The 24,344-nt window shown below is 68.4% G+C and carries 24 protein-coding genes; 8 read left to right on the top strand and 16 right to left on the bottom strand.

Features of this window, described 5'->3' with window-relative positions:
- The first annotated feature begins 8 nt into the window (after positions 1 to 8).
- Both ACSFBM_RS23950 and ACSFBM_RS23945 read left to right on the top strand, forming a co-directional pair.
- Positions 9 to 2,417 carry a penicillin-binding protein 1A gene (locus ACSFBM_RS23950; protein ID WP_435486611.1) on the top strand — a complete coding sequence of 803 codons (2,409 nt, stop codon included), beginning with the start codon at positions 9 to 11 and terminating at the stop codon, positions 2,415 to 2,417.
- Between the two features lie 93 nt (positions 2,418 to 2,510).
- Positions 2,511 to 3,116: a hypothetical protein gene (locus ACSFBM_RS23945; RefSeq protein WP_435486610.1), complete on the top strand. Its 606-nt coding sequence runs from the start codon at positions 2,511 to 2,513 to the stop codon at positions 3,114 to 3,116.
- Between the two features lie 5 nt (positions 3,117 to 3,121).
- On the opposite strand, the gene creC is transcribed toward ACSFBM_RS23945, so the two are convergent.
- Positions 3,122 to 4,573, bottom strand: a complete 1,452-nt coding sequence (gene creC / locus ACSFBM_RS23940; RefSeq protein WP_435486609.1) for a two-component system sensor histidine kinase CreC — start codon at positions 4,571 to 4,573, stop codon at positions 3,122 to 3,124.
- A gap of 76 nt (positions 4,574 to 4,649) precedes the next feature.
- Complete coding sequence (creB, locus tag ACSFBM_RS23935; RefSeq protein WP_435486608.1) at positions 4,650 to 5,441, bottom strand: two-component system response regulator CreB; 792 nt, start codon at positions 5,439 to 5,441, stop codon at positions 4,650 to 4,652.
- Between the two features lie 567 nt (positions 5,442 to 6,008).
- Here creB and ACSFBM_RS23930 point away from each other — a divergent pair.
- Positions 6,009 to 6,968 carry a YcjF family protein gene (locus ACSFBM_RS23930; protein WP_435486607.1) on the top strand — a complete coding sequence of 320 codons (960 nt, stop codon included), beginning with the start codon at positions 6,009 to 6,011 and terminating at the stop codon, positions 6,966 to 6,968.
- A gap of 105 nt (positions 6,969 to 7,073) precedes the next feature.
- On the opposite strand, the gene cueR is transcribed toward ACSFBM_RS23930, so the two are convergent.
- Together cueR and ACSFBM_RS23920 are read right to left on the bottom strand one after the other, a co-directional pair.
- On the bottom strand, positions 7,074 to 7,472 hold the full coding sequence (cueR, locus tag ACSFBM_RS23925; RefSeq protein WP_435486606.1) for a Cu(I)-responsive transcriptional regulator: 399 nt from the start codon (positions 7,470 to 7,472) through the stop codon (positions 7,074 to 7,076).
- Positions 7,469 to 7,663 (bottom strand): heavy-metal-associated domain-containing protein, encoded by a 195-nt coding sequence (locus ACSFBM_RS23920; RefSeq protein ID WP_435486605.1) that lies wholly within the window; start codon positions 7,661 to 7,663, stop codon positions 7,469 to 7,471. Before ACSFBM_RS23920 ends, cueR begins: the two co-directional genes overlap by 4 nt.
- Before the next feature lie 143 nt (positions 7,664 to 7,806).
- On the opposite strand from ACSFBM_RS23920, the gene ACSFBM_RS23915 reads away from it, so the two are divergent.
- Positions 7,807 to 10,068, top strand: a complete 2,262-nt coding sequence (locus ACSFBM_RS23915) for a heavy metal translocating P-type ATPase (RefSeq protein WP_435486604.1) — start codon at positions 7,807 to 7,809, stop codon at positions 10,066 to 10,068.
- A 23-nt stretch (positions 10,069 to 10,091) separates the two neighbouring features.
- Here the strand turns inward: ACSFBM_RS23915 and ACSFBM_RS23910 are convergent, their stop codons facing one another.
- The 5 genes from ACSFBM_RS23910 to ACSFBM_RS23890 are packed head-to-tail and all read right to left on the bottom strand — an operon-like array spanning position 10,092 to position 14,245.
- Entirely contained in the window at positions 10,092 to 10,574 is a 483-nt protein-coding gene (locus tag ACSFBM_RS23910) for a GNAT family N-acetyltransferase (RefSeq protein WP_435486603.1), read from the bottom strand.
- Positions 10,575 to 10,618: 44 nt separating this feature from the next.
- Positions 10,619 to 11,746 (bottom strand): sterol desaturase family protein, encoded by a 1,128-nt coding sequence (locus ACSFBM_RS23905; protein ID WP_435486602.1) that lies wholly within the window; start codon positions 11,744 to 11,746, stop codon positions 10,619 to 10,621.
- Between the two features lie 35 nt (positions 11,747 to 11,781).
- Entirely contained in the window at positions 11,782 to 13,065 is a 1,284-nt protein-coding gene (locus ACSFBM_RS23900) for a beta-ketoacyl-[acyl-carrier-protein] synthase family protein (protein WP_435486601.1), read from the bottom strand.
- Entirely contained in the window at positions 13,062 to 13,349 is a 288-nt protein-coding gene (locus tag ACSFBM_RS23895; protein ID WP_435486600.1) for a phosphopantetheine-binding protein, read from the bottom strand. The genes ACSFBM_RS23900 and ACSFBM_RS23895 overlap by 4 nt, the downstream gene beginning before the upstream one ends.
- 35 nt (positions 13,350 to 13,384) lie before the next feature.
- Positions 13,385 to 14,245, bottom strand: coding sequence for an alpha/beta hydrolase (locus ACSFBM_RS23890; protein ID WP_435486599.1), 861 nt, complete (start codon positions 14,243 to 14,245; stop codon positions 13,385 to 13,387).
- A gap of 140 nt (positions 14,246 to 14,385) precedes the next feature.
- On the opposite strand from ACSFBM_RS23890, the gene ACSFBM_RS23885 reads away from it, so the two are divergent.
- Positions 14,386 to 15,075: a response regulator transcription factor gene (locus ACSFBM_RS23885; RefSeq protein WP_435486598.1), complete on the top strand. Its 690-nt coding sequence runs from the start codon at positions 14,386 to 14,388 to the stop codon at positions 15,073 to 15,075.
- A gap of 31 nt (positions 15,076 to 15,106) precedes the next feature.
- Positions 15,107 to 16,510: a sensor histidine kinase gene (locus ACSFBM_RS23880; protein WP_435486597.1), complete on the top strand. Its 1,404-nt coding sequence runs from the start codon at positions 15,107 to 15,109 to the stop codon at positions 16,508 to 16,510.
- Between the two features lie 135 nt (positions 16,511 to 16,645).
- On the opposite strand, the gene gloA2 is transcribed toward ACSFBM_RS23880, so the two are convergent.
- The 7 genes from gloA2 to gstA form a co-directional block, all read right to left on the bottom strand.
- Positions 16,646 to 17,407 carry an SMU1112c/YaeR family gloxylase I-like metalloprotein gene (gene gloA2 / locus ACSFBM_RS23875; protein WP_435486596.1) on the bottom strand — a complete coding sequence of 254 codons (762 nt, stop codon included), beginning with the start codon at positions 17,405 to 17,407 and terminating at the stop codon, positions 16,646 to 16,648.
- Entirely contained in the window at positions 17,404 to 17,889 is a 486-nt protein-coding gene (locus tag ACSFBM_RS23870) for a GNAT family N-acetyltransferase (protein ID WP_435486595.1), read from the bottom strand. Before ACSFBM_RS23870 ends, gloA2 begins: the two co-directional genes overlap by 4 nt.
- Positions 17,886 to 18,368, bottom strand: a complete 483-nt coding sequence (locus ACSFBM_RS23865) for a RidA family protein (protein WP_435486594.1) — start codon at positions 18,366 to 18,368, stop codon at positions 17,886 to 17,888. The genes ACSFBM_RS23870 and ACSFBM_RS23865 overlap by 4 nt, the downstream gene beginning before the upstream one ends.
- 69 nt (positions 18,369 to 18,437) lie before the next feature.
- On the bottom strand, positions 18,438 to 19,541 hold the full coding sequence (locus tag ACSFBM_RS23860) for an alkene reductase (protein ID WP_435486593.1): 1,104 nt from the start codon (positions 19,539 to 19,541) through the stop codon (positions 18,438 to 18,440).
- 87 nt (positions 19,542 to 19,628) lie between these two features.
- Complete coding sequence (locus ACSFBM_RS23855) at positions 19,629 to 21,488, bottom strand: acyclic terpene utilization AtuA family protein (protein ID WP_435486592.1); 1,860 nt, start codon at positions 21,486 to 21,488, stop codon at positions 19,629 to 19,631.
- A complete protein-coding gene (locus ACSFBM_RS23850; RefSeq protein WP_435486591.1) occupies positions 21,485 to 22,213 on the bottom strand; it encodes an enoyl-CoA hydratase-related protein in 729 nt (242 codons plus the stop codon). The genes ACSFBM_RS23855 and ACSFBM_RS23850 overlap by 4 nt, the downstream gene beginning before the upstream one ends.
- A gap of 171 nt (positions 22,214 to 22,384) precedes the next feature.
- Positions 22,385 to 22,993: a glutathione transferase GstA gene (gstA, locus tag ACSFBM_RS23845; RefSeq protein WP_435439851.1), complete on the bottom strand. Its 609-nt coding sequence runs from the start codon at positions 22,991 to 22,993 to the stop codon at positions 22,385 to 22,387.
- 180 nt (positions 22,994 to 23,173) lie between these two features.
- On the opposite strand from gstA, the gene ACSFBM_RS23840 reads away from it, so the two are divergent.
- A complete protein-coding gene (locus ACSFBM_RS23840) occupies positions 23,174 to 23,359 on the top strand; it encodes a DUF1328 family protein (RefSeq protein ID WP_354353021.1) in 186 nt (61 codons plus the stop codon).
- Positions 23,360 to 23,373: 14 nt separating this feature from the next.
- Positions 23,374 to 24,261, top strand: a complete 888-nt coding sequence (locus ACSFBM_RS23835) for a transglutaminase-like domain-containing protein (protein ID WP_435486590.1) — start codon at positions 23,374 to 23,376, stop codon at positions 24,259 to 24,261.
- Positions 24,262 to 24,344 lie beyond the last annotated feature (83 nt).

Genomic DNA, 24,344 nt, shown 5'->3' with positions numbered 1-24,344 from the left:
TTTCTCCTATGTTCAAACGTTCAAGCTCCACCCCACCCGACGGCCCTGAAGACGATGGGCGTTCCGGCGATCCGAACCGCCGCTGGAAACGCATCGCAGGGTGGGGCGCCATCGTGGTGGGCTCCGGCGCGCTGGTGGCCATCGTCGCGGCCATCGTGGCCGTGGTGGCCATCTACCCGAAGCTGCCCGACGTGTCGGAGCTGGCCGACTACCGCCCCAAGCTGCCGCTGCGCGTGTACTCCAGCGAAGGCCAGCTGATCGGCGAGTTCGGCGAAGAGCGCCGCAACCTCACGCCCTTCGCGAACATTCCCAAGGTGATGAAGGACGCGGTGCTGGCGGTGGAAGACGCGCGCTTCTACGACCACGGCGGCGTCGACTACAAGGGCTTCCTGCGCGCGGCCGTGGCCAGCCTGAAGGGCGGACGCAAGCAGGGCGCCTCGACCATCACGATGCAGGTGGCGCGCAACGTGTACCTGAGCTCGGAGCGCACGCTGAGCCGCAAGTCGTACGAAATCCTGCTGGCGCTGCGGCTCGAGCAGCAGCTCACCAAGGACCAGATCCTGGAGATCTACCTCAACCAGATCTACCTGGGCAACCGTGCCTACGGTTTCGCGGCTGCCGCCGAAACCTACTTCGGCAAGCCGCTGCAGAACGTGACCATCGCCGAAGCCGCCATGCTGGCGGGCCTGCCGAAGGCGCCCGGCGCCAACAACCCGGTGGCCAACCCGCGGCGCGCCCGGGCGCGCCAGCTGTACGTGATCGACCGCATGCAGGAAACCGGCTTCATCACCGCCGCGCAGGCGGCCGAGGCGAAGAAGGAAGAACTGCACCTGCGCGATTCCGCCGACCCCAGCCGCCTGCATGCCGAGTACGTGGCCGAGACGGTGCGCCAGATGATGTATGCACAGTACGGCGACAGCATCTACACCAGCGGCCTGAAGGTCTACACCTCGCTGGTCGCGGCCGACCAGGCGGCGGCCTACAAGTCGCTGCGCAAGGGCATCATGGATTACGAGCGCCGCCAGCCCTACCGCGGCCCCGAGAAGTTCGTCGACCTGCCGACCGAGCAGAAGGAAGTCGACGAAGCCGTGGACGATGCGCTGGCCGAACACCCCGACAACGGCGACGTGGTCGCGGCCGTGGTGCTGGATGTCGACGCCAAGGAAATCAACGCCGTGCGCGCCAACGGCGAAACCGTGCAGATCAGCGGCGAAGGCCTGAAGCCCGCGCAGTCCGGCCTGGCCGCGAAGGCGCCGCCGAACATCAAGATCCGCCGCGGCGCGGTGATCCGCGTGGCCCGCACGCCGAAGAACACCTGGGAGATCACGCAGCTGCCCGAGGTCGAGGGCGCCTTCATCGGCATGGACCCGCGCAGCGGCGCCATCAAGGCGCTGGTGGGCGGCTTCGATTTCGGCAAGAACAAGTTCAACCACGTGACGCAGGCCTGGCGCCAGCCGGGCTCCAGCTTCAAGCCCTTCATCTACTCGGCCGCGCTGGAGAAAGGCTTCTCGCCTTCCACCGTGGTGAACGACGCGCCGCTGCACTTCGACGCCGCCGAGAACGGCGGCCAGGCCTGGGAGCCGAAGAACTTCGAGGGCACCTACGAAGGCCCGATGCCGCTGCGCACCGCGCTCATGAAGTCGAAGAACCTGGTCACGCTGCGCGTGCTGCAGTCGATCGGCGCGCCCTATGCGCAAGACTGGGTCACCAAGTTCGGCTTCGACAAGGACAAGCAACCCGCCAACCTGCCGATGGGCCTGGGCGCCGGCTCGGTCACGCCGATGCAGATGGCGGTGGGCTATTCGGTGTTCGCCAACGGCGGCTACCGCGTCAATCCCTACCTGGTCACGCGCGTCACCGACCTGCGCGACAAGGTCATCATGGAAACCGAGGCACCGGTGCTCGACGAGTCGCGCCGCGCCATTCCGCAACGCAACGCCTTCATCATGGATTCGCTGCTGCAGAGCGTCGTGAAGAACGGCACCGGCTTCAAGGCGCACCAGGCCCTGAAGCGTGACGACCTCTACGGCAAGACCGGCACCACCAACGATTCCTTCGACACCTGGTTCGCGGGCTTCCAGCCGACCATGGTCGGCATCGCGTGGATCGGCTACGACACGCCACGCCAGCTGGGCGTACGCGGCGAGACCGGCGGCAGCCTGAGCCTGCCGATCTGGATCGGCTACATGCAGACCGCGCTGCAGGGCGTGCCGGTGACCCAACCGCCAGAGCCACCGGGCGTGGTGAACGTCGACGGCGAGTGGTACTTCGACGACTTCACGCCGGGCCACAACGTGGCGAGCCTGGGCCTGGAGACCGAGACTGCGCCACCGCCGGTGGAGGAAATCACCGGCGCGCCACTGGGTGCGCCGCCGCAGCCCGAAGAGCGCAACAAGATCCTGGATTTCTTCAGGTAGCCCGCCAGGCCATGGAACGGGGGAAAGCAGGCGGGTCATGGTGCCTACACTCGGTGCTGCGTCCCGCCTTCTCTTTTTCTTCCCCACGATTCCATGGAAATTCTTACCCTGGTGGCATTGATTGCCGCCGGCTTCTACATTCTCAAGTCCCGGGAGCAGCGCCAGCGCATCGCCGTGCTGGGCAGCCACCTCGGCCGCTACCAGATCGAGCGGCTCATGGAGAGCCTGACCTCCGGCTACCTGCGCTGCCTGGGCGAAGACGACGCCGAGCGCCGCCAGCAGATCTGGCACCTGTTGGACGCCACCGAGGAAAAGATCGCCAGCCAGCTCGACAGCTTCTCCACCGAGATGGCGCGCGTGCCGGAACCCATCGCGCGCGTGAGCAAGCTGCCGGTGGCGCTCCCGCTGGCCACGCAGCTTCTTCCGGCCGCGAGCTTCGACCTGCGCGAAGCGCTGCGCATCCATGCACGCGGCGTGGCCGGCGTGACGCGCAACGATGCGAACCGCACGCCCAAGTCGAAGGCTTTCACCATGTCGGCCGAGCTGTTCCTGATGCAGCACACCTGCCACTGGTACTGCAAGTCGAAGACCGTGGCGTCGGCGCGCATGCTGGCGCGGCACCACACGTCCTACGACCAGTTGCTGGCAGCCGTGAGCCCTGAAACGCGCAACGCGTACCGCGCCCTCACGGGTCAGTGACCCGCTCAGTGATGTGACGACAACAGCGGCAACGTGAGCGTCGCCACCGCGCCGCCACGCGACGCGTTGCCCAGCTCGATGCGGCCGCGGTGCAGTGCCGCGATCTCCTTCACGAACGCCAGTCCGAGCCCCGTGCTCTTCTTCTGGCTGTGCGGCCGGGCGAGCGAATAGAACTTCTGGAAGACCTTTTCCTGCGCGTACTCGGGAATGCCCGGGCCGTGGTCGCGCACGCTCACGCGTGCGAGCTTCGAGGTGGTTTCCAGCGTGAGCAGCACCTCGCTGTCGCGCGGTGAAAAATCGATGGCGTTGTCCAGCAGGTTGCTGATGGCCCGGCGCAGCAGGAACGGGTCGCCTTCCGTGCGTGCGTCGTCGCGGACGTTCACCAGCAGGCGGATGTTGCGCTTGGCCGCCGCAGGCTGCGCGCTGAGTGCGATGTCGTCGATCAGCGCGGCGAGCGCCACGGGTTCGGTGCGGTCCAGCCTGCGGCGCGTTTCCAGCGCGGTGAGCTCCATCATGCGATCGACGATTTCCTGGATGCGCTGCGTCTCGCGTTCGATGTTGGTGAGAAAGCGTTCGCGCTCGGCATGCGGCATCGACGGTTCCTGCAGCAGTTCGGCCGCGCCGCGAATGGCCGACAGCGGGCTCTTCACTTCGTGCGTGAAGGTCTGCACGTAGTCGGCCACGTAGTTGCGCCCGGTCAGCGCATCGCGCATTTCGCTGAAACCCGTGCGAACGCCGTCCACCGCGCGGCGCGCCATGCGCCCGATGCTCAGGCTGCCCAGACGGTGCTGGGCGCGCACCCAGGTCCAGTAGTCGCGGATCAGCCCGAAGGGCCGCACCAGCCACACCGAGACGATCACCGCCAGCAGCAGCAGCGCCAGCCCCGAGCCCACGCCCACCCAGATGGTGCGGGCGCGCGCGTCTTCCACGAACTGGCCGAAGCTCTGCACCGGCTTGCCCACGCTGACCATGCCGACGATCTCGTTGTTCCAGCGGATCGGCGCGCCCACGTACATGACCGAGGTGCGCGGGTCGCCGTCGACGTCGCGCGAAGTGCGCGCGCCGTACAGGCCGGCGAGCGTGCGGCTCACGTCGCTCCACTGCGAATAGTCGGCGCCCAGGTGCCTGCCGAGCGAGTCGAACATCACGCGCCCGCTGCGGTCGGTGACGTACACACGCAGCTCGACGCGGCTCTTGTGCAGGTTGTAGATCTGCGCCGAAAACTCGCGCGCGTACACCGTGCGGAACAGCGGTTCGAGCCGTGCGGTGTTGATGGCGCCCGCAATCACGTCCTGCTCGACCAGGCTGGCCACGAGCTGCGAGGTTTCGACCAGCGATTCCTCGGCCGACTCGCGGTAGCGCGGATCGATGTCCGAGACGACGCGGTAGAGCAGCAGCCCGATGCCCGCCGTGTAGATCAGCAGGATGCCGATGAAGATCCGCGTGCGTCGCGTCAAAGGCTGGCACTCCCCCAGGCTTGCCCACTTCGTGTGGCCTCCAACCCCCTCGCCGGGGGGCATGCCCGGGTCGATGTCATGCCTTCGAGGGCAATTCTTCGTTCAATGCATAGCCGGTGCCGCGCAGCGTGCGGATCGGCTCCACGTCCGGCGCGACGGCCTTGAGCTTGGCGCGCAGGGTCTTGATGTGCGCGTCGACCGTGCGGTCGAAGCTGTCGCTGGCGTCGTCCCAGACCAGCTGCAGCAGTTCGTCGCGCGTGAAGACGCGCCCGGGCCGCTGCACCAGCAGCCGCAGCAGGCCGTACTCGTAGCGGGAGAGTTCCAGCAGCCGGCCGTAATAGCGGATCTGCATGCGCTCGTTGTCGAGCAGAAATGGCATTGCAGGTGCCTGCGGGCTCGCTGGAGCAGCCTGCGACGCGATTTGAGGGGGCACCCCATGGTTCGCTGCCGGCGTTGCTGGCGAGGCTCCTGCACCGTTCCTGGCGCTGCGCCGCAGGATCGTCCTCACGCGAGCGACCAGCTCGCGCGGCGAGAACGGCTTGGCGATGTAGTCGTCCGCACCCAGTTCCAGGCCCACCACGCGGTCTATTTCGTCGCTGCGGGCGGTCAGGAACACCATCGGTACCTCCGGGCCGCCCATCGACTGGTTCAGCGCCTGGAGGCGTTTGAAGAGCTCGAAGCCGTTCAGGTCGGGCAATCCGATGTCCAGGATGGCCAGCGCCGGCGGTTCCTGCGCGAACTGGGCGATGGCTTCCTCGGCCGTGGCGCACCAGACCGGAATGAATCCGTCGCTTTTCAGGACGTATTGCAGGGTGTCGGCGATGCCCGATTCGTCTTCGGCAATCAGGATCCGGGGTTTGAAGCTCATGCCCCGGATGGTAGCGAGGGGAGAGAACCGGGAGGACAGCTTTGCGCCCAAGGCGCCGTGGACCGGCGCGGCCGTTCGCGGCTTTTTTTTTGCGCGCAGCTTTCCCTGTTCCCTATCTTCTTATTCTTCTTATTCAAATTAGTAGTAGTAGATAAGGGTCGCACTCTTCTGTGGACATGCCTCTTTTTCCGTTATGTGACAACGAGTTGTCATGCCTGCGTCACTGTGCGCAGCTGCGCTTCCGAGGTGTACCCGCCAAATGAACAACATTGGGTAACCGCTTTGCCCTGTGGATAAGCCATGGCTTGTGCAAAAACTGTCCCCAGAGTTGTCCTTTGACGCCCTCCCGAAAATCTGCGAAAGGCGGTTTTCGAGCAAAGAAATTCATTGCTCAAAATTGAGGCAATATGTAGATTTCCTTTGTAAATCAACAACTTGCAACACCCCTACACAGAACTGCCAGGGTTATCCACAGAGTTGCTCAAGGTTTGTGGGGAGAACACGGCGCGGAACCTTCCCGCCTGTTCGGCAACCCAACACGGTCCTTCCAATTACCAAATGTCGAAAATGACACCTTCAGAAACAAAGTCGATCCTGACCCTGAGCCTGCTGGCTGCCTTTGTCGATGGCGAGAAGCACGAGCGCGAGCGCGCAGAGATCAAGCGGATCGCCGAGGGCCTGTCGCAGGCCGACGGCGTGAACCTGCCGACGCTCTACCAGGACGTGCTGATGAAGCGCGTGTCACTGGCGTCGGTGGCCGCGGAGCTGAAGAGCAGCGAATCCAGGCAGCTGGCCTATGAAATGGCGGTGTGCGTGTGCGACGCGGACGGCACGCAGTCGCAGGCCGAGCGCATGTTCCTGGCGGACGTGCGCACGTCGCTGGGTCTGGACGCGTCGGCGGCCGGGTTTTCGCAGCAGGCGGAAGACATTGCGGCGGCGGTGCCCGCTGCGGCGGCCGGCACGGCGGTTGCAGCGTCGTCGTCGCCGAACTTGCCCGGCGCGCCTGCACCCGACGCCGCCGAGCTCGACAAATCGATCCTCAATGCCGCCATCCTCAACGGCGCACTCGAGCTGCTGCCCGAAACGCTGTCGACGATGGCGATCATTCCGCTGCAGATGAAGCTGGTCTACCGCATCGGGCAGGCCCACGGCTACCAGCTCGACAGCGGCCACATCAAGGACTTCCTGGCCACGGTCGGCGTGGGCCTGACCTCGCAGTACCTGGAGCAGGCCGGGCGCAAGCTGCTCGGCGGTTTGCTCGGCAAGGTCGGCGGCGGCCTGCTGCGCGGGCTGGGCAACCAGGCCGTGAGTTCGGGGATGAGCTTTGCCTCGACCTATGCGCTGGGCCATGTGGCCAAGCGCTACTACGCGGGCGGCCGCACGCTTTCCACGCAGATGCTGAAGGAAGCGTTCTCGGGCGTGGTCAAGGAAGGGCAGAGCCTGCAGACCCAATATCTGCCGGCGATCCAGGAGAAGGCCCGCACGCTGGACGCGGGCAAGGTGCTGTCTCTGGTGCGTGGCGCCTGACCCTTCCGGAGACACCGTGGAACCGGCCTTGCCGGGCCACCGGGTGCAGTCCCCGGCGAGGGGGAAGGAGAAGCGACACGAAGTGCGCGCAGCCTGGCGGAGTGCCTAGTTCGCGAGGTCGTCCAGGATCGGGCAATCCGGCCTGGCGTCCCCGTGGCAGCAATGCACCAGGTGGGACAGCGTGTTGCGCATCGCCTGCATGTCCGCAATGCGCTGCTCCAGTTCGCCCAGGTGCTTCTGCGCGATGCGCTTCACGCTGGCGCTGGCGCGGCGGCGGTTGTGCCACAGGCCGACCAGCTCCGAGATTTCTTCCATCGAGAAACCCAGGTCGCGCGAGCGCTTGATGAAGCGCAGCGTGTGGATGTCGGCCTCGCCGTACTGGCGGTAGCCGCTTTCGGTGCGTGCCACCGCCGGCAGCAGGCCCAGCCCTTCGTAATGCCGGACCATGCGGGCCGACACGCCGGAGCGCTGCGCCGCTTCGCCGATGGCGACCGTGCCCGTCATTGGACGGCGTAGCCCGCGTTCTCGATCGCGACCACGAGATCCTGGCGCGGCTGTTCGCTCAGCACGTCGACGTGACCCGTCTGCAGATCGACCGTGACCTGCGCTTCGGGGTCCACCGTCTGCACCGCGTTCTGCACCGCGCTCACGCAGTGACCGCAACTCATGCCCGTGACCTGGAATTTCTGGCTCATTGTTCTGACTCCTTCGAAGTGGATGAATGGTTGACCGGGAAGAGGCTGCAGTCTGAACCCTCTCACGATGTCAATGTCCAGCGAAGGGGCACTGGAATCCAGTGCTTGACCTTGCCATCGTGTGAAGCCTTAGCCTCTTACCCATGGAAATACTCATGGAAAACCTGCAGCCATCCCCCGCCGCCACGCTCGACCTCTCGGTCGGCGGCATGACCTGTGCCTCGTGCGTCATGCGCGTCGAGCGCGCCCTGAAGAACGTGCCCGGTGTGCAGGACGTGAGCGTGAACCTGGCGACGGAGTCTGCCCGCGTCGTGACCACACCCGGCAGCGGCGGCAGCGACGACATGGACGTTCGCCTGCGCCGCGCCGTGCGCGCCGCAGGCTACGAGCCGCGCGCAGCGAGCACCGCCGCCGACGAAGCCGCGGCGCTGTCGCCATGGCACGGCTTCGCGCCTGTCGCGGCCGGCATTGCGTTGTCGATCCCCTTGCTTGCGCCCATGCTCGGCGACCCCTTCGGACAAGACTGGATGCTGCCGCCCTGGGTGCAACTGCTGCTGGCCACGCCGGTGCAGTTCTGGTTGGGCGCGCGCTTCTACCGCGCCGGCTGGCACGCGGCCAGGGCGCGCACCGGCAACATGGACCTGCTGGTCGCGCTCGGCACCAGCGCCGCGTTCGGGCTGTCGCTGTGGCTGTGGTGGCGTTCAGCCACCGGCGCGCACGCAGGCCACGGCGCGATGCCGCACCTGTACTTCGAGGCCTCGGCCGTGGTGATCACGCTGGTGCTGCTCGGCAAGTGGCTCGAGGCGCGCGCCAAGCGCCAGGCCACCTCGGCCATCCGCGCGCTGCAGCAGTTGCGGCCCGAGGTGGCGCACTTGGTGGGCCTGCGCGGCAAGGAAAGCGACGTGCCCCTGGCCGAGGTGATGGTGGGCGACCGCCTCGCGGTGCGCCCCGGCGAGCGCGTGCCGGCGGATGCCCGGGTGATCGAAGGCCAGTCCGAAGTCGACGAATCGATGCTCACCGGCGAGCCGCTGCCGGTGCCCAAGGGCCCGGGCGATGCATTGACCGGCGGTGCGGTGAACGGCGACGGCCGCATGGTCGTCGAGGTGCGCGCGGTCGGTGCCGAGAGCGTGCTGGCGCGCATCATCCGCCTGGTCGAGGACGCACAGGCGGCGAAGGCGCCGATCCAGCGGCTGGTGGACAAGGTCGCGGCCGTGTTCGTGCCGGTGGTGCTGGTGATTGCGCTGGTCACGCTCGCCGGTTGGCTGATGGCGGGCGCAGGCATCGAGACCGCGCTCATCCATGCGGTGGCCGTGCTCGTCATCGCCTGCCCGTGCGCCTTGGGGCTGGCCACGCCGGTCGCGGTGATGGCGGGCACGGGCGTGGCGGCGCGCCACGGCATCCTCATCAAGGACGCACGCGCGCTGGAGATTGCCCACCGCGTCGACACCGTCGCGTTCGACAAGACCGGCACGCTGACCGTCGGCCGGCCGGTGCTCACCGCGCTGGTGGTGCTGGCAGGTGTGCAGGCCAGCGAAGACGAATTGCTGGCCACGGCCGCGAGCCTGCAGGGCGGCAGCGAGCACCCCTTGGCCAAGGCGGTGCTGGCCGCCGCGGCGCAGCGCGAGCTGCAGGCGCCGGCGCTGGGCGCGATGCAGGCATGGCCGGGTCGCGGTGTGCGCGGCGACGTCGAAGGCGTCAACTGGGCGATCGCCAGCCTGCGCTGGTGCCGCGAACTCGACGCGATGCCCGAGGCCGCCGACATCGACGGCCTGCAGTCGCAAGGCGCCACCGTGTCCGCATTGCTTCGTTTCGACGAAGCAGGCACCGCGCATGCGCAGGCCTTGCTCGCCTTTGCCGACGAGCCCAAGCCGCAGGCCGCGGAGGCGGTTCGCACGCTGCGTGCGCGCGGCCTGCGCGTGGTCATGATTTCCGGCGACAACCTGCGCGCGGCGCAGGCCATGGCGGCGCGGCTGGGCATCGATGCGGGCGACGTGCGCGCCGACGTGCTGCCGGCCGACAAGGCAGCGCAGGTCGGCGCACTGCGAAAGAACGGGCACGTCGTCGCGATGGTGGGCGACGGCGCCAACGACGCGCCCGCGCTGGCCGCGGCCGACGTGGGCATGGCGATGGCGCCTTCGGGCGGCGGCACCGACGTGGCGATGGAAGCCGCCGGCATCACGCTGATGCGCGGCGACCTGGCGCTGGTGGCGCAGGCCTTCGAGCTGTCGGGGCGCACGGTGGCGAAGATCCGGCAGAACCTGTTCTGGGCCTTTGCCTACAACGTGGCCGGCATTCCGCTCGCGGCCTTCGGCCTGCTGAGCCCGGTGGTCGCCGGCGCGGCGATGGCGCTGTCGAGCGTGAGCGTGATGGCCAATGCGCTGCTGCTGCGGCGCTGGAAGCCTTGACGCTGTTGCCGCCGGCGTTTCATTCAGTCGATCAGCAGCGCCATCACGTACTCGTCGATGTAGTCCGCATCGCCCGCGCGCTTGTAGAACTTGCGCAGCGTGCCTTCGCGCTCGAAGCCCATTTTTTCGTAGAAGCGCAGCGCGGGCGCGTTGTCGCTTTCGGCGAAGAGCTCGATGCGCTTGACGCCGGCCGCCTTCAAGGCATCGATGGCTTCGCTCACCATCGCCAGCGCGATGCCCTGGCCGTGGAACGCAGGGGCGACCGCCAGCGTGCCCAGGCAGGCCACGTGCTGCACACGGCCCGGGTAGCGCGTGGCACGGTAGAAGCCGGCCATCTTTCCTTCGCGCTCGTAGATGAAGAAGCAGCCGCTGTCGACCAATGCCTGGTAGACCGGGCGGAAGTCGTCGAGCGGCATCGGGTCGTAGGCCAGGAAGGGCACGACCTTCTCGTGCATGTAGAGGGCGAAGACGGCGTCGAGGTCTTCAGGGGTGGCCAGCCTGCGCATGAGGGGAAGCTTCGAAGCGGTGAAGCCGCCGAGCATAGCGAGGCTCAGGCGAGCAGCAGCGCGGACAGCGCCAGCAACAGCAGTTGCGCGCACCACGCCCACCGCAGCCGCAGCCGCGCGTCGAGCACCGCGCCAATGGCCCAGAAGCCACCGACCGACAAGGCGAGCAGGGCCAGCCCGGTGTGGAATGCGAGGTCGTCGGCGCGCCACAGAAAGGCCAGCGTCATGCCAACCCAGCAGGCGAAGTGAATCGAAGCCGAGGCCGACTGCGCTCGCGTGAGGGCAGGCGCGTGGATGCGCCGGGCTTCGTCCAGCGAGAACGGCGGCTCGGGAAAGCGCGCCGCCACATCGGCCGGGCGCCACCCCGGCGGCTTGAACCACACCGCGACCTTGTCCTGCCAGCGCTTCGTGTGCCATGCGTCGCGCAGCAGCGGCACATAGGGCCCGAGGATCGCGCGCATCGGGTCGAAGCTGGCCAGTGCCTTGCGTGTGCCGTACACGCAGGGCTCCTTTTCTTCGGTGAAGGTGCCGAACATGCGGTCCCACACCACCAGCATGCCGCCGTAGTTGCGGTCCACATAGCCGTCGTTCACCGCGTGATGCACGCGGTGGTTCGAGGGCGAGGAGAACACGCGGTCGAACCAGCCGAGCTTGCCGATGTGCTCGGTGTGGATCCAGAACTGGTAGACCAGCACGATCAGCCCGGCCAGCCCGAACTGCTCGGGCGGCACGCCCACCACCGCCATCGGCAGGTAGAAGGCCCAGCCCAGGAAGGCCACGGTGCTCTCCTGGCGCAGCGCGGTGGAAAAGTTGAAGTGCTGGCTCTGGTGATGCACCGAGTGCGCGGCCCAGAACACGGCCGATTCGTGGCCCGCGCGGTGCAGCCAGTAGTCGAAGAAGTCGAACAGCAGCACGGCCAGCACCCAGCCGAGGGCGCTGTCCCAGAAGCCGGGCCGCGTCCACACGGCGACCAGCGGATAGACCATGGCGTACAGCCCGATCTGGAACAGCTGCGTGCACACCGCGAGCGCCTGGCTGAACAGGCCCTGGCTCAGGCTGCCGAGCGTGTCGGCGAAGCGGTAGGTGTTGCGCTGCTTGAGCCAGCCCCAGGCAAGTTCGCACGCCATGAGCAGCGCGAACACGGGCACCACGAGAACGACCAGCCGATGCACCGTGTTCTTTTTTTCAGCAAGCGTTCAGCGAATCTTCAGTCCTGCGCGGCACGGCCGGCGACGATGACCGCGTTGGTGCCGCCGAAGGCGAAGGAGTTGGACAGCGCGTAGCGGATGCCCTTGGCCTCGCGCGCCTCGCCCTGGACAAAGTCGAGGTCGAACGCGGCGTCCGGTGCCTGGAGGTTGGCGATGGGCGGCAGCGTCTCGCGTGCCAGCGCGCGCAGCGCCGCAATCAGCTCGATGGCGCCGCCGCCGCCGAGCACGTGGCCGTGGATCGACTTGGTCGCGCTGACCGGCGTGCCCTTGCCGAACACCTCGCGGATCGACGCGGCCTCCGCGGCGTCGCCGGCCGAGGTGGCGGTGCCGTGCGCGTTGATGTGGCCCACGTCGGCCGCCTCGATGCCCGCGTCGCGCAGCGCGGCGCGCATGGCGCGCACCTGGCCCGCGCTGTCGGGGTTGGTGATGTGGGTGCCGTCGCAGTTGGTGGCGTAGCCCGCAAGCACGAAGGGCGCGGCCTGCGCACCGCGTGCGGCCGCATGCGCTTCCGATTCGAGCACCAGGGCTGCGGCGCCTTCGCCGATGGCAAAGCCCGCGCGGTCGCCCGAGAACGGGCGGCAGGCGGTGGAGGGCGCGTCGACCGGCGGCGGTGCCATCACGCGCATGGCGTTCCAGCTGGCCATCACGCCCGGCGTGAGCATGGCGTCGTGGCCGCCGACGATGGCCACGTCGATCCAGCCGCCGCGAATGGCGCGCATCGCCTCGCCGATGGCCACGGCCGAGGAGGCGCAGGCGCAGGCGTACGCAATGGCCGAGCCGCGCGCACCGAAGTGCAATGCCAGCTCCGCCACCGCGGCGTTGGGCATCACGGTGAGCACGGTGGTCGGGCGCATGCGGCGCTGTTCGCCGTAGAGCGCGCTGGTGGTGTTGTCGAAGGTGCCGGCGCCCGCGAGGCCGCTGCCCCAGAAGACACCCAGGCGGTCGCGGTCCAGCGTATCGAGGTCGAGCTTCGCTTCGCAGGCCGCGTCCTGCGCGGCCGCCAGGGCCATGGCGGTGCCGCGGTCCAGCGGCAGGCGGGAGGTGCTGCGCACGCCGTTCGAGTCGAACTCGCAGGCGGCCACGGCCAGCTGCACGGTGTCCATGCCCTTGATGGCCAGCGTGTGCGAACGCACGGCCGAGCGGCCCGCGAACAGGGCCTCGTCGAAGGCCTCCACGGTGCGGCCGATGGGCGTGACGAAACCGATGCCGCTCACGCGCACCGGCGCGGAGGCGGCGCGCGCGGCCGAGGCGGCGAGTACGGCGTGGGCGGCACCGCTGCTCATGCCACGGCTTCTGCGGTGTGTGCGGAGACGGCGGCGCCGGTGCTCTCCGCGTCGATCACTTCGCACAGGCGCTGCAGCGTGATGCCGGCTTCGCGCGGGTCGAGGCGGTCTTCGGGAATGCGCAGGTGGAAGGCGTCTTCCACGGCGAACACGAACTCCATCAGCGCGAGCGAGTCCAGGCCGAGGTCCGACAGCGCGGTGGCCGGCGAGATGGCCGAGCGCTCGACGCGGAAGTCGGTCTCCAGGATCGTGGCGATGCTGTTGAAAGTGGGGGAAGAAGACATGGGAATGCTTTCCTTTCAGGCGGGGTCGGAAGGGTTCAGGCGTACAGCGGATGCTCGGGCATCGTGCCATGCGCTACCGCATCGGCGAACGACACGGTTTCGCGCATGACCTGTTGCCGGTCGTTGTCGATCGTGATCATGTGGTAGCTGTTCGCGACCACCACCGTGCGGAATGCGCGGCAGCGCAGGCCGCGCGCGAGGATGTCGAGATTGGCCACGCTGGCCACCTCGTCCTGCTGGGCGTGCAGTGCGAGCACGTTGCCGCATTGCACGTTGTGGAGGTTGCGCCGCACGTGGCGGATGAGCCGGTCGTGCTCGCGCAGGTGGCCCACGCCGATCACCGAGCTGCCCGCGCGCGAGACCTTGCGGTGGCGCAGCTCGCGCTCGATCCAGGCGCGCACGCGCTCGTTCTTCACGCCGTAGGGCGGGCGCTCGCGGTATTGCCACAGCCGCCCGAGCGGCGTGTAGAAGGCCAGCGGCAGCAGGAACTGCGTGCGCGGAATGGCCCAGCCGTCGAAGCGCAGCGTGGTCGACATGAGCACCAGCGCATCGACGTCGCTGCCGCAGCGGATGGCCGCGCCGAGCGCGAGCGACGAGCCGGCCGAGATGCCCACCAGCAGCACGCGGTCGTGCCGCACGCGAAGCGCCTTCACCTGCGCCTGGATCGCGTCGATCCAGCGCTCGTACGGCGCCGCGCGCTGCATCGGCGCGCCGGCGTCGAACGAGTAGCCCTCGATCGACATCGGGTGCACCGGGTAGCCGCGGCTGCGCAGCGCGGACTGCACGGTCAGCAGCTCGTCAGGCGTGCTGCATAGACCATGCAGCAGGACCACCGCCGTGCCTTGCACCTCGGGGGGAACAATGCTCAACTGATCGGAGGGTTCGCGTGCACTCATCGCGCGGCACAGGCCATGAAAGTGGCCCGTGTTTCGTGTGGCTGTCGTATGCTCATGCAGCGTTTATCGCTTGGAGCGACTGACGGGCCGCTGACCCATCATTCGCAGGGCAGACTACCCCCCTCACCATTCAAAATACCATGCGAATCCTGCTTGTCGAAGACGATGCCGTTCTGCGCGACGTGATGGTCCGCAGCCTTGCGGACGCAGGCCATCGGGTCGACGTGTCGACCAACGTCGAAGACGCCGACCACCTGTGGCGCGTGCAGCCTTTCGATGCCGTGCTGCTCGACCTCAACCTGCCCGCCACCGCCAGCCCCACCAGCGGCCTGGCTAGCGGCCTCACCGCGCTGCGACAGGCGCGTGCGCGCGGCGACCGCACGCCGGTGCTGGTGCTCACGGCGCGCGGGCGCACCGAGGAGCGCATCGCAGGCCTCGACGCCGGCGCCGACGACTACCTCGGCAAGCCCTTCGACCTGGCCGAGGTCGAGGCCCGCTTGCGCGCGCTGGTGCGCCGCGCCAAGGGCACCGAAGACATCGTGCTGCTGGGACAGCTCAAGCTCGACCGCAAGGCGCGGCGCTTCTCCACCGCGAGCGGCCCGCTCGACCTGCCGGCGCGCGAGTTCGAGGTGCTGTGGGAGCTCATGAGCCCGCCCGGGCGCACGGTGAGCAAGCGGGCGCTGTCCGACAAGCTTTCCAGCTTCGACGAATCGCTGGGCGACAACGCGCTGGAGGCCTTCATCTCGCGCCTGCGCAAGAAGCTGCAGGGCACGGGCGCGGGCATCCGCACGCTGCGCGGCATCGGCTACCTGCTTGAAGCCGAGGTGTGATCCGCGCCTTACCCACCCGGCGATCGATCGCGTGACCGAGTTCGCGAAAGAACGGCTGCAGGAGCCGAAGAAAGCAAGACAGGCACCGTCGCTCACGCGGCGCGTGCTGCGCAACGTGCTGGTGCCGCTGGCGCTCACCTGGATGGTCGGCGCGGTCATCGCGCTGGTCATCGCCAACTACTTTTCCGAGCAGGCCTTCGACCGCGGCATGCTCGACGACGCGTATGCGCTGTCGGCCAACGTGCAGGCGGGCGAGCGCGGCATCGAGCTGCTGCTCACGCCGCGCGAAGTGGCCACCGTGCTGTTCGACCAGGTCGACAAGGTGTACTTCGCGGTACAGCGGCTGGACGGCGCGCTGATCTCGGGCCAGTCGGGCCTGCAGGCGCCGCTGCCGGTCGATGGGGCGCGCTACCGCTTCTCGGACATCGACTACCAGGGCAGCGTGCTGCGCGCGGTGGTGCTCGAGCACGACGCCGAGCCCGACCTGAGCATGCCCTACCGCGTGATCATTGCGCAGACCACGCTGAGCCGGACCGCGCTGGTGCGCCAGCTGCTGGGCTATGCGCTGGCGCCGCAGATCCTGCTGCTGGTGCTGCTCGCCATCTGGCTCTGGTACGGCATTCGCAGCGACCTGCGCCCGCTGGGCGAACTGCAGCGCGCGCTCGACCGGCGCGACGTGCATGACCTGTCGCCGGTGGCGGTGGCCGAAACCTCGCGCGAGCTGCAGCGCCTGGGCAATGCGGTGAACGCGTTGTTCGAGCGGCTCGGCCAGAGCGTGCAGGCGCAGCGCGAGTTCGTGGGCAACGTGGCGCACGAGCTGCGCACGCCGCTGGCGGGCATTCGTGCGCTGGCCGAGTACGGCCTGGCGCAGCAGGACACGGCCGTGTGGCGCGAGCAGCTGGAGCGCGTGTCGGAGCGGCAGTCGCGTGCGAGCCACCTGATCGACCAGCTGCTGGCGCTGGCGCTGGCCGAAGAGGCGCGCGCGGGGCTGGAGCGCGTGCCGGTGCGCCTCGATGTGCTGGCCGAGCAGACGGTGCTGCGGCACCTGGCGCGGGCCGATGCGCGCGGCGTCGACCTGGGCGCGCGCGGCCTGGACGACGGCGTGGTCGTGATGGCCAACGACGCGCTGGTCGAAGGCATCCTCGACAACCTGATCGACAACGCGCTGCGCTATGGTGGAAGCACCATCACGGTCGAACTCTCGGGCCGCACGCTGAGCGTGATCGACGACGGACCCGGCATTCCGCTGGAGGCGCAGCGCGACCTGATGCAGCGCTGGGCGCAGGGGCCGGAAGGGCAGAAGCTGGGGCAGGGCTCCGGGCTGGGGCTGTCGATCGTGTCGCGCTATGCGGAGCTGCTGGGGGCGGAGCTGCGGCTGGAAGCGGCGGAGCCGACGGGCCTGCGCGTGAGCGTGGCGTTCGGCGAGGTGGCGTAGCGCTGTCTTGCTCCCTCCCCCGTTGGGGGAGGGCTGGGGTGGGGGCACGACGGCGCTGGTTGGAGCGCGGCGCCTGTTCGAAGGCCTGCCCCCATCCCTGCCTTCCCCCAGAGGGGGAAGGAGAAAAGCCGGCGCCTACAGCGCCGTGCCCTGGTGAAACACCATCCGCCACCGCCCCTGCCTGCGCTTCCACAGCGAGCTGCGCAGCGAGTCCGCCGCAGGCCTTTCAGCGATGGCTTCGCGGTGCGCGCGGTACGTGACCAACGCCACGTCGCTCGCCATGCGCAGCACGCGAAAGTCCGACATCGTGCGCTTTGAAAACGCTTCGTCGCGCAGTGCATCGACGATGGCCGCGCGTGTCCACACGGTGCCCGACACGCCGAGTTCATGGAAGTCGTCGTCGAGCAGTTCCATGAGTTGCTCCGCGCTCGCGCGCACCTCGCGCAGGTGCAATGCGCCTTCGAGTTTCAGCAGCAGGGCATCGAGTTCCTCGGCCGGCGGGGCCTCGTAGAGCTCCAGCGGAAGACCGTCGGGATCGGCGAAGAACGTGAAGCGCCGCCCGGTGAATTCGTCGACGCGCAGCGGCTCCACCGCAATGCCTTGCGCCGCGAGTTCGTCGGCGGCGGCCTGCACGTCGTGCACCTCGAAGGACAGGTGGCGCAGCCCTTGCGCTTCAGGCCGCGTGGGCCGCGCGGGCGCACCGGGAAAGGAGAAGAGCTCGATCTGCGAGCCGTCGGGCAGGGCCAGGTCGAGCTTGTACGAATCGCGCGCGGCGCGGTGGTTCTCTGCGACCACGCGCAGGCCGAGCACCTCGGTGTAGAAGCGTTTGGACACCGCGTAGTCGGCGCAGATGATGGCCACGTGGTGGATGCGGGCCAGCTGCATCGCGGTGCTCACTGCAAGGGCTTTCGCAGGTAGACGCGGGTGCGGCCGTCGAGCGTTTCGCGCTTGTATTCGACGTAGCCGATGCGCTGATAGAGCGCGCGGTTCTCGGTCATCTTCTCGTTGGTGTAGAGGTAGATCGACGCATGGCCTTGCCGCACGGCCTCGCGCTCTGCGAACTCGAGCAAGGCACGCCCGAGGCCCGTGCCCTGGTGCGCCGGCAGCACCGCGATCACGTCGATCAGGAAGCCCTCGCCGGTCACGTCGAGCAGCAGCGCGGCGACGGTCTCCTGCCGCAGCGTGGCGACCCACACCTGCGCATGGGCGATGGCCTCGGCGTAGTCGCGCGTCATCGGCCTGGGCTCGACGCCCAGGCGCGGAATGTAGACGCGGAAGGCGTCGGCGGCGCAGGCGGCAACGGCGGCCGTGTCGGCCGCGGTGGCACGCCGCAGCGTCCAGGGCAAGGTGGCGTTCGAGGGGATTGTGGGGTGCGTCATTCGAACTCCACCTCGCCCTCTATCTCCACCGGAATGTTGAACGGCAGCTCCGCCATGCCCACGGCACTGCGCGCATGCGCGCCGATGTCGGGGCCGAAGAGTTCGAGGATGAGGTCGGAGAAGCCGTTGATCACGGCCGGCTGCCTGTCGAAGCCGGGTACGCACGCGACCATGCCGAACACGCGCGTCCACGCGGTGATGCGGTCGAGGTCGCCGAGCGCGCGCTGCAGGCTGCCGAGCATGGCGAGCGCGGTGAGGCGCGCGGCCACGTAGCCCTGTTCGACGGTCACTTCGCGCCCCAGCTTGCCCAGCGGTTCGGCGATGGTGCCGTCGGCATTGAGCGGACCGTGGCCCGAGACGAGTGCGCGCCTGCCGATGACGCGCACGAACTGGAAGGGCAGCACGACGCCGGGCGGCGGCGTCACGGGAGGGGGCAGCACGAGGCCTGAAGCGGCCAGTCGTTGTGCAATGCGGGCCATGGCGGTTGTCTCCTGTCGGCGGACGAATGGGTCCGCCGCATCTTGCCATGGCCCCCTGCGGCAGCAGGGTCAGGCCAGCGCCGGATAGTCCGTGTAGCCCTTCGCGCCGCCGCCGTACATGGTGGCCTTGTCGATCTCGTTGAGCGGTGCGTTCTCGCGCAGGCGGCGTACCAGGTCGGGGTTGGAGATGAAGGGCTTGCCGAAGGCCACGAGGTCGTCGCCTTCCTTCACGGCTTCCTCGGCCAGCGGGCGGTCGTAGCCGTTGTTCACCATCCATGCGCCCTTGCCGCCGGCTTCGCGGTAGGCGGCCTTCAGCGCTTCGTAGTCGAAGGGACGATCGGCAATTTCGCGCGGGCCGCCGGTGGCGCCTTCGATGATGTGGATGTAGGCCAGGTTGAGCTGCGCGAGCTGCTTCACCACGTAGGTGAACAGCGGCTGCGGGTTGCTGTCGTGCGCGTCGTTGGCGGGCGTGACGGGCGACAGGCGGATGCCGGTCTTGCCGCCGCCGACCGCGTCGACCACGGCGCGCGTGGCTTCGAGCAGCAGGCGTGCGCGGTTCTCGATGGAGCCGCCGTAGTCGTCGGTGCGCTTGTTGCTGCCGTCCTTCAGGAACTGGTCGAGCAGGTAGCCGTTGGCGCCGTGCAGTTCCACGCCGTCGAAGCCGGCGGTTTCCACCGCGCTGCGAGCGGCCACCGCGAAGGCGTGCACGATGCCCGGGATTTCACCGGCGTCGAGCGCGCGCGGCTCGGAGGTGTCGACGAAGCCCGGCACGCCGTTCTTGATGAGCACGGTCTTGGTCTTGGCGGTGATGGCCGAGGGCGCCACCGGCTTGCCGCCGTCGGGCTGCAGTTCGGTGTGCGAGACGCGGCCCACGTGCCACAGCTGCACGACGATCTTGCCGCCTTCGGCATGCACGGCGTCGGTCACGCGCTTCCATGCGTCGAGCTGTTCGCTGCCGTAGAGGCCGGGCACGTCCGAGTAGCCCTGGCCCTGGTGGCTGATGGCGGTGGCTTCGGTGATGAGCAGGCCGGCACTGGCGCGCTGGGCGTAGTAGGTGGTGGCGATGTCGGGCGGAATCGCGTTGGGCGAGCGGTTGCGCGTCAGCGGCGCCATCACGATGCGGTTGGCGAGCTGCAGGTCGCCGGCCTGGACGGGGTCGAAGAGGGTGGACATCGGAGTTGCGGGTGGGCAGAGTTGAAACAGGCGCAAGGCTAAGCGCGCGGCCTCAACCCTGCTGTCGTACGGTTGTCCTGTTTGGTGCTAGGACAAGGGCGACAGCAAGGACAACAGCGCGGGGCTCACCCGCACCGGCACGGCCAGCAGGATCTGCCCCATGCCCTTGCCCAGCGGGTCGTTGCGCAGCGACGCCATGCCGCCGCCGCCCAGCGCCTGCTCGCAGACGAAGTTGAAGGCACCGATGCCCGGCACCTCGAAGCGCGTGACGCTGCCCTTGACGAGGTGGGCCAGCCAGCCGGCCACGCGCGCTTCGGTGAGCTGTTCGCGCAGCAGCGGCAGCAGGGCGGGGTGGCGCGCGATGACGCCGATGTTCGAGGTGTCGCCCTTGTCCCCGCTGCGGGCCCAGGCGAGTCGCACCAGGGGCACTTCGACGGTGTCCGATGCCTGGGGTGCGGGTGCGGGTGCGGTCTCCCGGGCCTTGTCGGGCTGCGCGACCGGTGCGGCGGCATCGGTCGCCACCGGTGCGTCGAGGCGCGGCAGCGCGATGGGTTCGCCGCCGACGTGCACGCCGGCCTGCACCTGCGACTTGTCGAGCAGGAAGGCGTACTGCCGGATCGACGGCGACACCGAGGCCCGCCCGCCGCCCGCGCCCGTGGTGCCCGGCGCCCACGAGGTGCCGGCCGGCGCCACCTCGCGCGCGAACAGCGCCAGCGCCTCCTTGCGCGGATGCGTCACGGCGAGCCGCAGCACCGCTTCGCGCGTCTGCAGGGCCTGCGCATTCGCATGCGGGCCGTAGCAGGACTCGGCCCCCAGCACCTCGAGCTGCGTGCCGCTGTAGGGGCCGAAGCCGTGCTGCGCGAACAGCGCCTGCGTGCGCGCCAGGATCGCCTCGCCCGTGCGCCTGGCCTTGGCCGCCGCGTCGAAGCCCACGAGGGTGAGCTGCGCCGCGGTCTTGAAGCCGTCGACGTAGGTGGCGCTCACCTTGTAGCTCGCGGTCGGTGCGCGGCCGCGCGCGCCGTGCACGCGCACGCGGTGCTCGCCGGCCTGCGCGATGTGCACCTGCGTGAAGTCGGCCGTCACGTCGGGCAGCAGGTAGGCGGCAGGGTCGCCGATTTCATAGAGCATCTGCTCGCCCACCACGGCGGGCGTGAGCTTGCCGCCGGTGCCCGCGGGCTTGGTGACGACGAAGCTGCCGTCGGCGCCGCACTCGACGATCGGGTAGCCGATGTTGGGCCAGTCGGGCACGGTGTCCCAGTCGGTGTGCAGGCCGCCGGTGGCCTGGCAGCCGCATTCGATGATGTGGCCCGCGAGGCTGCCGGCGGCGAGCAGGTCGAAGTCGCCCGGCTGCCACTTGAATTCGTGCATGAGCACGCCCAGCGTCACGGCTGAGTCGACGCAGCGGCCGGTGATGACCACCTGCGCACCGGCGTCGAGCGCGGCCTGGATCGGGCGCGCGCCCAGGTACGCGTTGGCCGTGAGCACGCGTTCCGGCAACGCCGCGCCGCTCTGCAGTTCGCGCACCGGCGGCTGCGACTGGCGCAGCTGCGGCAGCAGCGCGGACACGTCGTCGCCGCTCACCACGGCGATCTTCAGTTCGATGCCCTGCTCGGCAGCAAGGGCCGCGAGCGCGTCGGCGCAGCCCTGCGGATTGACGCCGCCCGCGTTGCTCACCACGCGAATGCCTTGTGTGACCACGTCCTTCAGCACGGCCTTCATGGCCACGGTCACGAAGTCGGTGGCATAGCCCAGCTCGGGCTTCTTCAGCCGCGCGCCGGCCAGGATCGACATGGTGAGTTCGGCCAGGTAGTCGAACACCAGGTAGTCGATCTGCCCGCTGCCCACGAGCTGCGGCGCGCCCACGCTGCTGTCGCCCCAGAAGCCCGAGGCGCCGCCGATGCGCACGACGCGGTTGGCGTGGTGCTCTTTGCTGCTGCTGCTGTTCATCGCCCACTCCATTGCGGCTTGCGTTTCTCGCGGAAGGCGAGCTGTCCTTCGGCGGCGTCCTCGGTCAATGCGAAGAGGCCGATCTGGCTTTCGGTGAAGGCCATCGATTCCTCGAAGGCCATCGCCTCGATCTTCTTCATGGTGTACAGCCCGCGGCGGATGGCGGCGGGCGACTTGTCGAGCAGGCGCGCCAGCAGCCCCTCGACGGCCTCGTCGACGTCGTCGCTCACGCGGTTGATCAGGTGGAGTTCCAACGCCTGCGCGGCGGTGATGGGCTCGCCGGTGATGCACATCTCGGCCAGCACGCGGCGCGGCAGCAGGCCGCCCAGCACGCTGAGCACCTGCGCGGGAAAGACGCCGACCTTGACCTCGGGCAGGCCGAACACGGCGTGGCGGGCGGCCACCGCCATGTCGCACATCGCCATGAGGCCCATGCCGCCCGCCATGCAGGCGCCGTTGACGCGCGCGATCAGCGGCACGGTCGATTGCCGCGCCTGGCGAAAGAGGTTGGCCATGCCCTGGTAGGGCGCGGCGTAGTCGAACTTGAAGGAGGTGCCGCTCTGCAGGTCGGCCCCCGAACAGAAGGCGCGCGTGCCGGCGCCGGTGAGCACCACGGCGCGCACGGCGGTGTCGGCGTTGGCGCGTGCGAGGGCATCGCCCAGGCCGGCGATGACGGCGGCGTTGACGGCGTTGCGGCGCTCTTCGCGTTCGATGGTGAGCCACATGACGGGCCCGCGCAGCTCTTGGCGCAGTTCGGTGCAGGAGGGGGACGGAGGCAATGAGGGCGAATTGGGCATGTGCCTAGCGTCGCCCGAAAAAAAAGCCGCTTCATGCGGCTTGTGGCTGAAGCGGGCCGGGTTTTCCCTGAGGGGAATCCGGCCGCGCCGTTGCCCGGCTTACTTCAGCAGGCCTTCGGCCTTCAAGGCTTCCTGCACCGCGGGGCGTGCGCCCACGCGTGCATGCCACGCCTGCAGGTTGGGGAAGCCGGAGATGTCCACGCCCGTCGGCTTGGTCCAGTTGGTCACGGTGAACAGGTAGCCGTCGGCCACGCTGAAGGTGTCGCCCATCAGGTATTGCTTGTTGGCCAGTTCGCTGTCGAGCCACTTGAAGCGCGAGGCGAGCTTGTCCTTGAAGATGGTCTTGGCTTCTTCGGGCATGTTGGGGTTGAACAGCGGGCTGAAGCCCTTGTGCACCTCGGTGCCGATGAAGGTCAGCCACTCCTGCAGGCGGTAGCGCTGCAGGGTGCCGTTGGCCGGTGCCAGGTTCTTGGTGGGCGCCAGGTCGGCGATGTATTGCAGGATGGCCGGGCCTTCGCGCAGGCGGGTGCCGTCGTCGAGTTCGAGCATCGGCACGTAACCCAGCGGGTTGATGCCGTAGTAGTCGGTGCCGTCTTGCAGCTTGTGGCTCTTGGTGCTGGCCAGCACGGCCTCGACGGCAATGCCTGCTTCATGCAGCGCAATGTGGGGCGAAAGCGAGCAGGCGCCCGGCGAGTAATACAGCTTCATTCGAATAACTCCAAAGGATGACGAGGTGATTGTTGTGGGAGACCGCGCAGGATGCTAGCGGGTTTGGCTGCGTCGCGTTTTTGTCCTACGGCGCCTTGAGGAGGGCGACTATCGGGCGCGGGGCGGGCTTTTTCTAAGCTGCGTCGCACGGTGGGCAGGGCCCCGCTGAAGGAGTTTCAAATGTTGAAGTACGCGATCATTTTTGCGGTCATCTCGTTGCTGGCGGGTGTGTTGGGCTTCGGTGGCGTGGCCGCCGGTGCCGCAGGCATCGCCAAGCTGCTGTTCGGCCTGTTCCTGGTGCTTGCCGTGCTGTTCGTCGTGCTGGCCGCGCTGGGCGTGGGTGCGGTGAAGAAAGCGCTCGACTGAGCTGCGAGGAACCCATGCATCTCTCCCACATCGACGCGCAACTCGACTACGAGGTGGCCGCGCCCGCCCACATGCTGCTCAACATCGAGGCGGCCAGGTGCGGCGTGCAGGCCGTGGTCAACGAGCAGCTGACCATCGAGCCGCCGACCGAGATGCAGGTGTTCTGCGACGAGGCGAGCGGCAACCGCTTCATCCGCTTCGATGCCAACCCCGGGCCGCTGAAGATCAGCTACAAGGCCAGCGTGCAACGCGCCCATGTGCTGGTGCCGCCCGACCTGCGCGAGGTGTCGGTCAGCCAGGTGCCCGACGAGGTGCTGCACTACATGATGCCGACGCGCTACTGCGAGTCGGACCTGATGTCGCGATGCGCGCAGCAGCTCTTCGGCGACCTGCCGCCGGGCATCGGCCGGGTGCAGGCCATCGTCGACTGGATCCACGACAGCATTGCCTACGAGCCGGGCAGCAGCGTCTCGACCACCACCGCCAGCGAGGTGTTCGTGGAACGCGCGGGCGTGTGCCGCGACTTTGCGCACCTGGGCATCACCTTCTGCCGCGCGCTGAACATTCCGGCGCGGCTGGTGGTGGGCTATGTGTGGTTCGACGAACCGCCGCAGGACTTTCATGCGGTGTTCGAAGCCTGGATCGGCGGGCAGTGGGTGCTGTTCGATCCGACGCGCATGGCGCCGGTCGACCGCCTCGTGCGCGTGGGCACCGGGCGCGACGCCAAGGACGTGGCCTTCTGCACGATCTTCGGCAACGTGCGCATGACGGACAAGCGCTTGTCGATTCGCGAGCTGCAGGACGAGAGCCTGCAACCCTCGAAGGCACCGCCGCCCACCGGCGCGCTGGTGGGCATCGAGAAGCCCGTGCCTGTGGTGCAAGTGGCTGAAGTGACCGGCTGACGCGGATTGGTTGCTATTAAATTGATAGCAAACTATTCAGCGGGCATGCGCGTAGAGGGCCAATTTGGCAGGGCCCTCTAGCT

Source organism: Variovorax pasteuri (assembly GCF_051216435.1).
Taxonomy (GTDB): Bacteria; Pseudomonadota; Gammaproteobacteria; order Burkholderiales; family Burkholderiaceae_C; genus Variovorax.
This window is presented reverse-complemented; position numbering and strand designations above follow the sequence as displayed.

What these genes read in the sequence shown, in the direction of transcription:
- ACSFBM_RS23950 (WP_435486611.1), top strand. Translation starts at nt 9, where the DNA reads ATGTTCAAACGTTCAAGCTCCACCCCACCCGACGGCCCTGAAGACGAT.
- ACSFBM_RS23895 (WP_435486600.1), bottom strand. Translation starts at nt 13,349, where the DNA reads ATGTCTTCTTCCCCCACTTTCAACAGCATCGCCACGATCCTGGAGACC.
- ACSFBM_RS23850 (WP_435486591.1), bottom strand. Translation starts at nt 22,213, where the DNA reads ATGTGGCTCACCATCGAACGCGAAGAGCGCCGCAACGCCGTCAACGCC.
- cueR (WP_435486606.1), bottom strand. Translation starts at nt 7,472, where the DNA reads ATGACGGGCACGGTCGCCATCGGCGAAGCGGCGCAGCGCTCCGGCGTG.
- ACSFBM_RS23920 (WP_435486605.1), bottom strand. Translation starts at nt 7,663, where the DNA reads ATGAGCCAGAAATTCCAGGTCACGGGCATGAGTTGCGGTCACTGCGTG.
- ACSFBM_RS23915 (WP_435486604.1), top strand. Translation starts at nt 7,807, where the DNA reads ATGGAAATACTCATGGAAAACCTGCAGCCATCCCCCGCCGCCACGCTC.
- ACSFBM_RS23860 (WP_435486593.1), bottom strand. Translation starts at nt 19,541, where the DNA reads ATGTCCACCCTCTTCGACCCCGTCCAGGCCGGCGACCTGCAGCTCGCC.
- creB (WP_435486608.1), bottom strand. Translation starts at nt 5,441, where the DNA reads ATGAGCTTCAAACCCCGGATCCTGATTGCCGAAGACGAATCGGGCATC.
- ACSFBM_RS23910 (WP_435486603.1), bottom strand. Translation starts at nt 10,574, where the DNA reads ATGCGCAGGCTGGCCACCCCTGAAGACCTCGACGCCGTCTTCGCCCTC.
- ACSFBM_RS23855 (WP_435486592.1), bottom strand. Translation starts at nt 21,488, where the DNA reads ATGAACAGCAGCAGCAGCAAAGAGCACCACGCCAACCGCGTCGTGCGC.
- gstA (WP_435439851.1), bottom strand. Translation starts at nt 22,993, where the DNA reads ATGAAGCTGTATTACTCGCCGGGCGCCTGCTCGCTTTCGCCCCACATT.
- ACSFBM_RS23900 (WP_435486601.1), bottom strand. Translation starts at nt 13,065, where the DNA reads ATGAGCAGCGGTGCCGCCCACGCCGTACTCGCCGCCTCGGCCGCGCGC.
- ACSFBM_RS23945 (WP_435486610.1), top strand. Translation starts at nt 2,511, where the DNA reads ATGGAAATTCTTACCCTGGTGGCATTGATTGCCGCCGGCTTCTACATT.
- ACSFBM_RS23840 (WP_354353021.1), top strand. Translation starts at nt 23,174, where the DNA reads ATGTTGAAGTACGCGATCATTTTTGCGGTCATCTCGTTGCTGGCGGGT.
- ACSFBM_RS23835 (WP_435486590.1), top strand. Translation starts at nt 23,374, where the DNA reads ATGCATCTCTCCCACATCGACGCGCAACTCGACTACGAGGTGGCCGCG.
- ACSFBM_RS23890 (WP_435486599.1), bottom strand. Translation starts at nt 14,245, where the DNA reads ATGAGTGCACGCGAACCCTCCGATCAGTTGAGCATTGTTCCCCCCGAG.
- ACSFBM_RS23870 (WP_435486595.1), bottom strand. Translation starts at nt 17,889, where the DNA reads ATGACGCACCCCACAATCCCCTCGAACGCCACCTTGCCCTGGACGCTG.
- ACSFBM_RS23865 (WP_435486594.1), bottom strand. Translation starts at nt 18,368, where the DNA reads ATGGCCCGCATTGCACAACGACTGGCCGCTTCAGGCCTCGTGCTGCCC.
- ACSFBM_RS23930 (WP_435486607.1), top strand. Translation starts at nt 6,009, where the DNA reads ATGACACCTTCAGAAACAAAGTCGATCCTGACCCTGAGCCTGCTGGCT.
- ACSFBM_RS23885 (WP_435486598.1), top strand. Translation starts at nt 14,386, where the DNA reads ATGCGAATCCTGCTTGTCGAAGACGATGCCGTTCTGCGCGACGTGATG.